Origin of the sequence: Streptomyces sp. NPDC059456, from assembly GCF_042750055.1 — a bacterium.
Taxonomy (GTDB): Bacteria; Actinomycetota; Actinomycetes; order Streptomycetales; family Streptomycetaceae; genus Streptomyces.
This window is the reverse complement of the sequence record NZ_JBHYVA010000368.1, coordinates 1-8,250: the sequence shown is the minus strand read 5'-3', so window position 1 is coordinate 8,250 and position 8,250 is coordinate 1. Positions and strand designations below refer to the sequence as shown.

Here is an 8,250-nt window from a genome sequence, read left to right as displayed (position 1 = left end):
GCCCCGGATCGCTCCGGGGCCGGCGGGCCTTTCGCCGGTACGGGTCTCAGCGGTGGGCCGGGAACTCCACCACCTGCTGGTACGTGGGCCGGTTCTGCCAGTTGATCTGCGGATGGCTCAGGCCGCCCACCGGACGCTGCACGATCGAGTCCGCGCACCACTGGTTGCCGGCCGCGCAGGTGCCGTCGGCCGGGTACACGTCCGCCGCGGTGGCCGCCGCAGCCTGCTTCAGCGTGGCGGCGACCGCGTCGCGGCACGCGGACAACGAGCCGCCGCCGCAGTACGTGCGGGCCAGCGGACCGGCGACCGGGCGCCCGAGCACCGCGCGCAGGTCCTTGTCCGCGTAGCTCCACCAGCCGTACTGGAACGCCGACCCGGCATGGGAACCCGTGGGCCCGTGGCCCGCGTTGGGCGCCTCGTCGACGCTGAGGGAGGCCCGCAGGGCGTCGTAGAGCGGGGCGCCGAGGCCCGGTTTGAACTCGGCCTCGATCAGCAGCGGCCACCAGGCGTCCATGATGCGGACGGCGTCGGCGTACGCGTACGTCTTCGAGCCCTGCGCGGTCTCCTTGCGCCGGGCGCCGGCCGCCTGCCAGGCGGCGAGCTTGTCGACCGCGGCGGCCACCGCCGGGTCGGTGACCGGGGCGCTGCGCAGGACGGCGAGCAGTTCGGGCAGCAGGTTCTCGGCCCGCAGGTCGGTGACGGCCGCGTCGGCCATGGCCTGGGTGAGCTTCGCGCGGGTCACCCCGCCGGCGGCGACGAGCGGCCTGACGCGCTGGTCGAGGAGGTCGCCGCGGTGCACGGAGCCCATGCCGAAGCCGGCCGCACCGTAGTCCTTCGCCTGTTTGTTGTTCCAGCTGATGTAGTAGTCCTGCCCGATGGACTGCGGGTGCTCGGCGGGCGGGGTGTAGGCGGCCGTGTTGGCGGTGGGGTCGAAGCCCTGCCACTCGTACGGCTGCTGCGCCGCGATGGGCAGGGCCGCGTCGACCCCGGCGGGGCGGACCGGGTTCAGCCCGCTGTTGTAGTAGGCCGCTTCGCGCGCGTCGGCGTAGAACCAGTTGAAGGCGTATCCGATGTGCTGGGCGGCCTGCTGGAAGGTCCGGGCGTCCGTCACGTAGGAGGGGTCGTTGAGCATCTGGAAGCCGATGATCGAGTCCGCCTCGTGGCGGTACGTGGAGCGCAGCGCGGTGTAGGCCACGGGTTTGCCCGCGACGGTGGCGCGGTGGGTGACGATGCCGTAGTTCGTCCGCCAGACCTGCATCCGGTACGAGCCGTTCGGCGTCGGGTCGGCCACCGAGGCCTTCCAGGCGTTGGTGCGCTCCAGCTTCTCCATCGGGGTGCAGGTGCCGCGGTAGAGGTACGAGGCGCTGGCGGTGGTCGGTGTGCCGCCGCCGGGCTCGCACAGCTCGACGGCGAAGGTGTCGGTGATGTCCTGCCCGGCGGAGGTGGCGCTCCAGGCGTAGTCCTGGCCGCGGCCGAGCTGGACGTACATGCTCACTCCGGCGAAGGAGGCGCCGCGGGCGCTGATGCCCGGGCCCTGGATCTCCTGGAGCATGAGGAGCTGGGGTGCGAGGTAGCCGGTCTGCGGACCGAAGACGGCGACGGGGTGACCGCTCGCGGTCTTCGCCCCCGAGACGAGCAGGGCGTTGGACATGCTCTGCTTGACCGGCTTGGGCGGGTTGGCGGCGGCCGGGGCGGCCGCGGCGCCCGTGCGGTCGTACACGAGCTGCTCGGCGGTGACCGAGCCCGGGTCCGGGAGGGCGGTGCCCCGGGGGTCCGCGGGCTTCTGCGCGTACGGGAAGGACGTGCCGTCGTGGACGGTCAGCACGGCTTCGGGGTCGTTGCGCTCGCGGAAGGACTCCCAGACCCGGGTGCCCTCCTCCAGGCCGTACTGCTGCTGCGCGGAGAGCAGGGAGAGCGCGGCCTGCACCTCGCCGCCGCCTCCGCCGCCGAACAGCCCGCCGACGACGGAGGCGAGGGCGATCAGGTCGGTGACCTTGAAGGGCTGGATCTCGCCGGCGTTGGTGATCGAGTCGATGTGGCCGGTGAGGACGTATTCGCCGGGGAAGTAGCGGCCGTTCTTGGACTGGACGCGGTAGGCGTTGATGCCGTCGACGTACGCCTGCGCGTCCTCCATCGCGAGACGGCCGCGGTCGCCCTCGGTGGTGCGGATCCGGTCCACCTGCGCCTGGAGGTCGGCCTCGGTGTACGGGGCCTGCGGCCAGAACTGCTGCTCCAGCCCCTGGTTGGCGAGGGCGCCGCCGGCGAACGGGGTCAGGTCGCCCCGGCCGACGTGACGGAACAGGTCCATCTGCCAGAGCCGGTCCTGGGCGGCGGCGAAGCCCGCCCCGAAGGAAGTGCCGTAGCGGGTGGTGCCCTTGATGTGGGGGACGCCGGTCTTCTTGTCACGGGTGATCGTGACGTCGGGGCGCGGGCTGGAGGTGGATTCGACCTGGGCGGCGGGGACGCCGAAGGAGGCGTCGTTGAAGAAGTCGTTGACCTTGGCATCGGTGAGGCCGGGATACCCGGCCACCAGGGAGTCGTACCGGGCCAGTTGGTCGGAGGCGTGGGCCGGCATCGTGCCGAACGCCTTGTGCAGCAGGATCTGGGCGAGGGTCGCGTTGCCGTTCTGGCCTGGCGGCAGGATGTCCGCGCACTGGCCGCCGCAGTAGTCGGCGACGGGCAGCGGCACGGGCACGTCGCCGGCGTCGGCGGCGGCCGCGGGGGCGAGCGGGGAGAGCAGGGCGGCGCCGAGGGCGATCACCCCGGCGGCCAAGGCCGTTCTCAGACGGGCGGTGGGACGTCGCATGCGTTCCTCCGTGGGGCAGGAAGCGGTCACGGGGGAGGGTACTGGCGAGGTCTACCGCTCAGTAAGATGAACGACCGTCACTTTTCACGGCCGTTGCCGACACGGAGATAAATCCGTTGCCCCCACCGCGGCGGTCCGACAGGCTCGCTGCCATGTCACAAACCGCCACGCCCCGCAAGGGCCGCCAGGTCGCCGACCTCTTCTCCGGCGGACGGCTCATCGCCGTCCCGCGCAAGGCCGCCCGCCGCGGGCAGCTCCTCGACCACCTCGCCGAGACCCTCTTCGCGCCCGACCGGGCGTACACGGAGTCCGAGGTGAACGACGCACTGCGCACGGTGCACGAGGACTGCTCGGCGCTGCGCCGCTACCTGATCACCGCGGGCCTGCTGACCCGCACCCGGGACGGCAGCAGCTACCGGCGGGCCACGGCGGCTATCCCCGGTACGTCTCCAGCAGCCTGAGCCAGATCTCGCTGACCGTCGGGAACGCCGGGACCGCGTGCCACAGCCGCGCGACCGGCACCTCCCCCGCGACCGCGATCGTGGCCGCGTGCAGCAGCTCGGCCGCGCCCGGTCCGACGAAGGTCGCCCCGAGGAGCACCTCCCGGTCCAGGTCGACGACCATCCGGGCCCGCCCCCGGTACCCGTCGGCGTACAGGCCGGCTCCCGAGACCTTGCCGAGGTCGTAGTCGACGGCACGCACCCGGTGGCCGGCCCGTTCGGCCTCGGCGAGGGTGAGGCCCACCGCCGCGGCCTCCGGGTCGGTGAACACCGCCTGCGGCAGGGCCTGCGCATCGGCGGTCGCCGCGTGCGCGCCCCAGCGGCCGGTGTCGAGCGGGGGGCCGCCCGCCGCGCGGGCGGCGATGGCTGCTCCCGCGATCCGGGCCTGGTACTTGCCCTGGTGGGTCAGCAGCGCACGGTGGTTCACGTCCCCGACCGCGTACAGCCAGTCGTGGCCCTGGACCCGGCAGCTGTCGTCGACGGCGATCCAGTCGCCGGGCGTCAGCCCGACGGTCTCCAGCCCGATGTCCTGCGTGTGCGGGGAGCGGCCGGTGGCCACGAGCAACTCGTCGCCCTCCAGGAACTCGCCGCCCTCCAGCACGACCCGGACGGGCCCGGTCGAACCGTCCCGGACGACCGCCTCCACGGAGACTCCCGTCCGGACCACCGCACCGGCCTCGCGCAGCGCCTCGGCGACCAGCTCTCCGGCGAACTCCTCCATCCTCGGCAGCAGCCGGGAGCCCCGTACGAGGACGGTGACCTGCGCGCCCAGGGCCTGCCAGGCCGTCGCCATCTCGGCGGCCACCACCGAGCCGCCCACGATCAGCAGCCGCCCCGGCACCTCCCGGGCGGAGGTGGCCTCGCGGCTGGTCCACGGCCGCGCCCCGGCGAGCCCGGGCACGTCCGGGACCACGGCGCGGGTGCCGGTGGCGACGACCACCGCGTGCCGGGCGGCGAGCACGTGGTGCTCCCCCTCGGGGCTGGTGACGGCGACCTTGCGCACGCCGTACAGGCGGCCGTGGCCGCGGTAGACGTGGGCGCCGATCGAGTCCAGCCAGTCGACCTGGCCGTCGTCCTTCCAGCTGCCGGTCCAGTAGTCGCGGTGCGCGAACACGGCCGCCGCGTCGAGCGGCCCGCCGACCGCGCCCGCCAGGCCCGGCACCCGGCGGGCATCGGCCCTGGCCAGCGCCGGGCGCAGCAACGCCTTGCTCGGGACGCAGGCCCAGTACGAGCACTCCCCGCCGATGAGCTCGGCCTCCACCAGGGCCGTGCTCAGCCCGGCCGCACGGGTCCGGTCGACGACGTTCTCGCCGGCCGGGCCGCCGCCGAGCACCACGACGTCGTATTCCACCGCTTCCGACACAGTCACCGTCCGTGGTCCCAGGGCCTCATGTCCCCGTCACCTTACGTGCGGACCACGGGCGGAGCGCCGAAGGCGCGAGGGGCGGTTATCAGGCCTCCGTCGTGCCGGCGGAGTCCCCCGCGGCCGCCCGGCCCTCCTGCTCTGCGGCGATCTTCGCACGCACCTCGTCCATGTCCAGGGCCCGCGCCTGCCCGATCAGGTCCGTCAGCGCGGCCTCCGGCAGCGCGCCGGGCTGCGCGAAGATCGCCACCTGGTCACGGACGATCATCAGCGTCGGGATCGACGTGATCTGGAAGGCCGCGGCCAGCTCCTGCTGCGCCTCCGTGTCCACCTTGGCGAAGACCAGGTCGGGGTGGGCCTGCGAGGCCTTCTCGTAGACCGGGGCGAACTGGAGGCAGGGCCGGCACCAGCCCGCCCAGAAATCGATCAGCACGAACGGGTTCTCGCTGACCGTCCGGTCGAAGTTCTCCTTGGTGAGCTCGACAGTAGCCACGGTGTCCAGACCTCCTGATTGCCTTGTATGCACCTTGAACGATCGGCCCGCCCCGCGCATTCCGCCCGCGGGCCCGCCGGTGCGCGGACCGCACGGGCGGCGCTCGGAAGCAGTGCACGCGCGGCCCTCAGAAGGGGTGCCCCGCCGGGGCCGAGCGGACCGTCGTCCAGCGCAGCTCCGTGAAGGCGTCCAGGTTCGCCTCCCCGCCGAACCGGGCCCCGGTGCCGGAGGCGCCCACCCCGCCGAAGGGGGCCACCGCCTCGTCGTTCACCGTCTGGTCGTTGATGTGGACGATCCCCGTCGGGATGCGGCCCGCCAGCTCCAGGCCGCGCGCCGCGTCCCGGGTCACGATCCCGAGGGAGAGGCCGTACGGGCCCGCCGAAGCCAGCGCCACCGCCTCCTCCTCCGTGCCGAAGGACCGTACGGGCGCCACCGGGCCGAAGACCTCCTCCACGTACGCGGGGGTGTCGTCGGCGACGCCCGCCAGCACGGTCGGCCGGAAGAACGGCCCCTCGTGGGTACCCCCGGCGACGAGCTTGGCCCCCTGCCCCGTACTGGCCTCGACCAGGCCGCGGACCCGCTCCAGCTGACCCCGGTCGATCAGCGGCCCCAGGTGGACCCGCTCGCGGTACGGGTCCCCCACCGCCAGCGCCTCGGCCCGCGCGGCGAGCCGCTCGACGTACTCGTCGTACAGCGAGGCGTGCACGAGGTGCCGGCCGGCCGTCATGCAGATCTGGCCCTGGTGGAAGAACGTCCCCCAGGTCGCCTGCGCCACGGCTGCCTCGACATCGGCGTCCGCGAGCACGACCAGGGCCGAATTGCCGCCCAACTCCAGGTGCGCCCGCTTGAGATGACGGCCCGCCAGCTCCCCGACGAGCCGTCCGGCGGCCGTGGACCCGGTGAACGACACCACCCGCACCAGCGGATCGGCGACCACCGCCGCCCCGGTCCGGGCGTCCCCGGGCAGCACGTGCAGCAGCCCGTCCGGCAGCCCCGCGGCGGCGAAGACGGCGGCGAGCGCCAGGCCACCGCACACGGCGGTGCGCGCGTCCGGCTTGAGCAGCACCGCGTTGCCGAGGGCGAGGGCCGGCGCGACCGAGCGGATCGCCAGGATCAGCGGCGCGTTGAACGGCGCCACCACACCCACCACCCCGGCCGGGATCCGGCGGGTGAACGACAGCCGCGGCGCCTCGCTCGGCAGCACCTGCCCGGCCGGACGGGAGGCCAGCGCGGCGGCCTCGTAGCACTCCTGGGCGGCGACGTGCAGCTCGAAGTCCGCCTTGCCGGGTATGGAGCCGGACTCCCGCACCAGCCAGTCCCGCAGCTCGTCGGCGTGGGCCGCGAACAGGTCGCCGGCACGGCGCAGGACCGCGGCCCGCGCCGTGTGGCCGGCCCGAGCCCAGTCCTCCTGGGCGGCCCGGGCCCGTACGGCGGCCTCCGTGACATCGGCGGGTGCGGCCAGTTCGACGGTGGCGAGGGTACGGCCGGTGGCGGGTTCGACGACCGGGGCGGCGCCCCCGGTCAGGGTCGGTCCGTCCTGCCAGAGCGTCGGTTCGAGGAGCGGCATGGCGCAGGGCCTCCGGTGGGGATGGGCGGGGCGGGGGGCGGCAGCACGCGCCATCGTGCCAGACCGGAGGCACCTGCATCTGTTCAGTTATTGGGCAGTTGACGGGACGTCATGACCGGAAACGATCGACGGCCCGCCGGTGTGGGCGCGGTCAGCGCTCCAGGACGAGCGCGATGCCCTGCCCGACCCCGATGCACAGCGTCGCCATGCCCGTGCCCGAGCCGGCCGCGGCCAGCTGGTGCGCCACCGAGCCGGCGAGCCGGGCCCCGGAGGCACCCAGCGGGTGGCCGATCGCGATGGCTCCGCCGCGCGGGTTGAGCACGGCCGGGTCCAGCTCCGGCCAGGCCGCGACACAGCCCAACGCCTGCGCCGCGAAAGCCTCGTTGAGCTCGACCGTCGTCAGCTCGGCCAGGCTCCGGCCCGCCTTGGCGAGCGCGCGCTGCACGGCGTCGACCGGGCCCAGGCCGAAGAGCTGCGGCTCGATGCCGGTGACCGCGGAGGCGCTGATCCGGGCGAGCGGCTCCCGGCCGGTGGCCGCCAGCCCCTCCTCGTCGGTCAGCAGCAGCGCCGCGGCGCCGTCGTTGAGCGGGGAGGCGTTCGCGGCCGTGACCGTACCCGTGCCGTCCGTCCGGAACGCGGGCTTCAGGCGGGCCAGCGCCTCGGGGGTGGAGCCCTCGCGGATGCATTCGTCGCGTACGAGGTCCACCCCGGGGTACGGGACGACCTCGTCCTCGTACAGCCCGGCCGCCCATGCGTCCGCGGCCTTGCGGTGGCTCTCCAGCGCGAAGAGGTCCTGGGCCTCGCGGGTGATGCCGTGCTTCTCCGCGATGAGTTCGGCGCCCTCGCCGAGCGAGACCGTCCACTCGGCGGGCATCCGCGGGTTGGTCATCCGCCAGCCCAGGGTGGTGGACCACATCTGCTGGTGGCCGGCCGGGAAGGGCCGTTCGGGCTTCTGCACCACCCAGGGGGCGCGGCTCATCGACTCCACCCCGCCCGCGATGGCCACGGAGGCGTCGCCGAGCGCGATCGCCCGGGCGGCCTGGATCACCGCTTCGAGACCCGAACCGCAGAGCCGGTTGACGGTGACGCCGGGGACGGACACCGGGAGACCCGCGAGCAGGACGGCCATCCGGGCCACGTCCCGGTTGTCCTCGCCCGCGCCGTTGGCGTCACCGAAGACCACGTCGTCGATCCTGGCGGGGTCCAGGTCGGGCGTACGGTCCACCAGCGCCCGCACGACGTGCGCGGCGAGGTCGTCCGGGCGGATCCCGGCGTAGGCGCCGCCGAACTTGCCGATCGGGGTGCGGACGGCGTCGACGACGTACACGTCGCGGACGGTGCGGATGCTCATGCAGGCTCTCCTGGGCGGATCCGTACGGGCGGCGCCGCGGCGGTGCCGTGGTCGGCACCCGACGGCGCCGGGGGGGGCCCCGGGGGGGGGGCCCCCCCCACCCGGCCGCGGGGGCCCGCGGGCGCGAGCCCCCGCGGGGGGGGGGGGGGCGCCCCGGGCCCCCGGAGGGG

At 74.4% G+C, this 8,250-nt stretch carries 6 protein-coding genes; 1 reads left to right on the top strand and 5 read right to left on the bottom strand.

The window, feature by feature from the left end:
- Positions 1-46 precede the first annotated feature (46 nt).
- Positions 47-2,806, bottom strand: coding sequence for a penicillin acylase family protein (locus ACFXA3_RS26990; RefSeq protein WP_385190936.1), 2,760 nt, complete (start codon positions 2,804-2,806; stop codon positions 47-49).
- 152 nt (positions 2,807-2,958) lie between these two features.
- Between ACFXA3_RS26990 and ACFXA3_RS26985 the strand changes: the two genes are divergently transcribed.
- On the top strand, positions 2,959-3,267 hold the full coding sequence (locus ACFXA3_RS26985; protein ID WP_385190935.1) for a DUF2087 domain-containing protein: 309 nt from the start codon (positions 2,959-2,961) through the stop codon (positions 3,265-3,267).
- Here the strand turns inward: ACFXA3_RS26985 and ACFXA3_RS26980 are convergent.
- From ACFXA3_RS26980 to ACFXA3_RS26965, 4 genes are all read right to left on the bottom strand, one after another.
- The gene (locus ACFXA3_RS26980; protein WP_385190938.1) at positions 3,239-4,669 is read right to left on the bottom strand and encodes a dihydrolipoyl dehydrogenase family protein; all 1,431 of its coding nucleotides are present in this window, start codon (positions 4,667-4,669) and stop codon (positions 3,239-3,241) included. The genes ACFXA3_RS26985 and ACFXA3_RS26980 overlap by 29 nt on opposite strands.
- 88 nt (positions 4,670-4,757) lie before the next feature.
- The gene (locus ACFXA3_RS26975) at positions 4,758-5,162 is read right to left on the bottom strand and encodes a thioredoxin family protein (RefSeq protein ID WP_385190933.1); all 405 of its coding nucleotides are present in this window, start codon (positions 5,160-5,162) and stop codon (positions 4,758-4,760) included.
- Between the two features lie 127 nt (positions 5,163-5,289).
- Positions 5,290-6,729, bottom strand: coding sequence for an aldehyde dehydrogenase family protein (locus tag ACFXA3_RS26970; RefSeq protein WP_385190931.1), 1,440 nt, complete (start codon positions 6,727-6,729; stop codon positions 5,290-5,292).
- A 151-nt stretch (positions 6,730-6,880) separates the two neighbouring features.
- Positions 6,881-8,080 carry a thiolase family protein gene (locus ACFXA3_RS26965; protein WP_385190929.1) on the bottom strand — a complete coding sequence of 400 codons (1,200 nt, stop codon included), beginning with the start codon at positions 8,078-8,080 and terminating at the stop codon, positions 6,881-6,883.
- Between the last annotated feature and the right edge of the window lie 170 nt (positions 8,081-8,250).

Bases quoted from the DNA above. Each gene is read 5' to 3' on its own strand.
- ACFXA3_RS26990 (WP_385190936.1), bottom strand. From the start codon at position 2,806: ATGCGACGTCCCACCGCCCGTCTGAGAACGGCCTTGGCCGCCGGGGTG.
- ACFXA3_RS26985 (WP_385190935.1), top strand. From the start codon at position 2,959: ATGTCACAAACCGCCACGCCCCGCAAGGGCCGCCAGGTCGCCGACCTC.
- ACFXA3_RS26970 (WP_385190931.1), bottom strand. From the start codon at position 6,729: ATGCCGCTCCTCGAACCGACGCTCTGGCAGGACGGACCGACCCTGACC.
- ACFXA3_RS26965 (WP_385190929.1), bottom strand. From the start codon at position 8,080: ATGAGCATCCGCACCGTCCGCGACGTGTACGTCGTCGACGCCGTCCGC.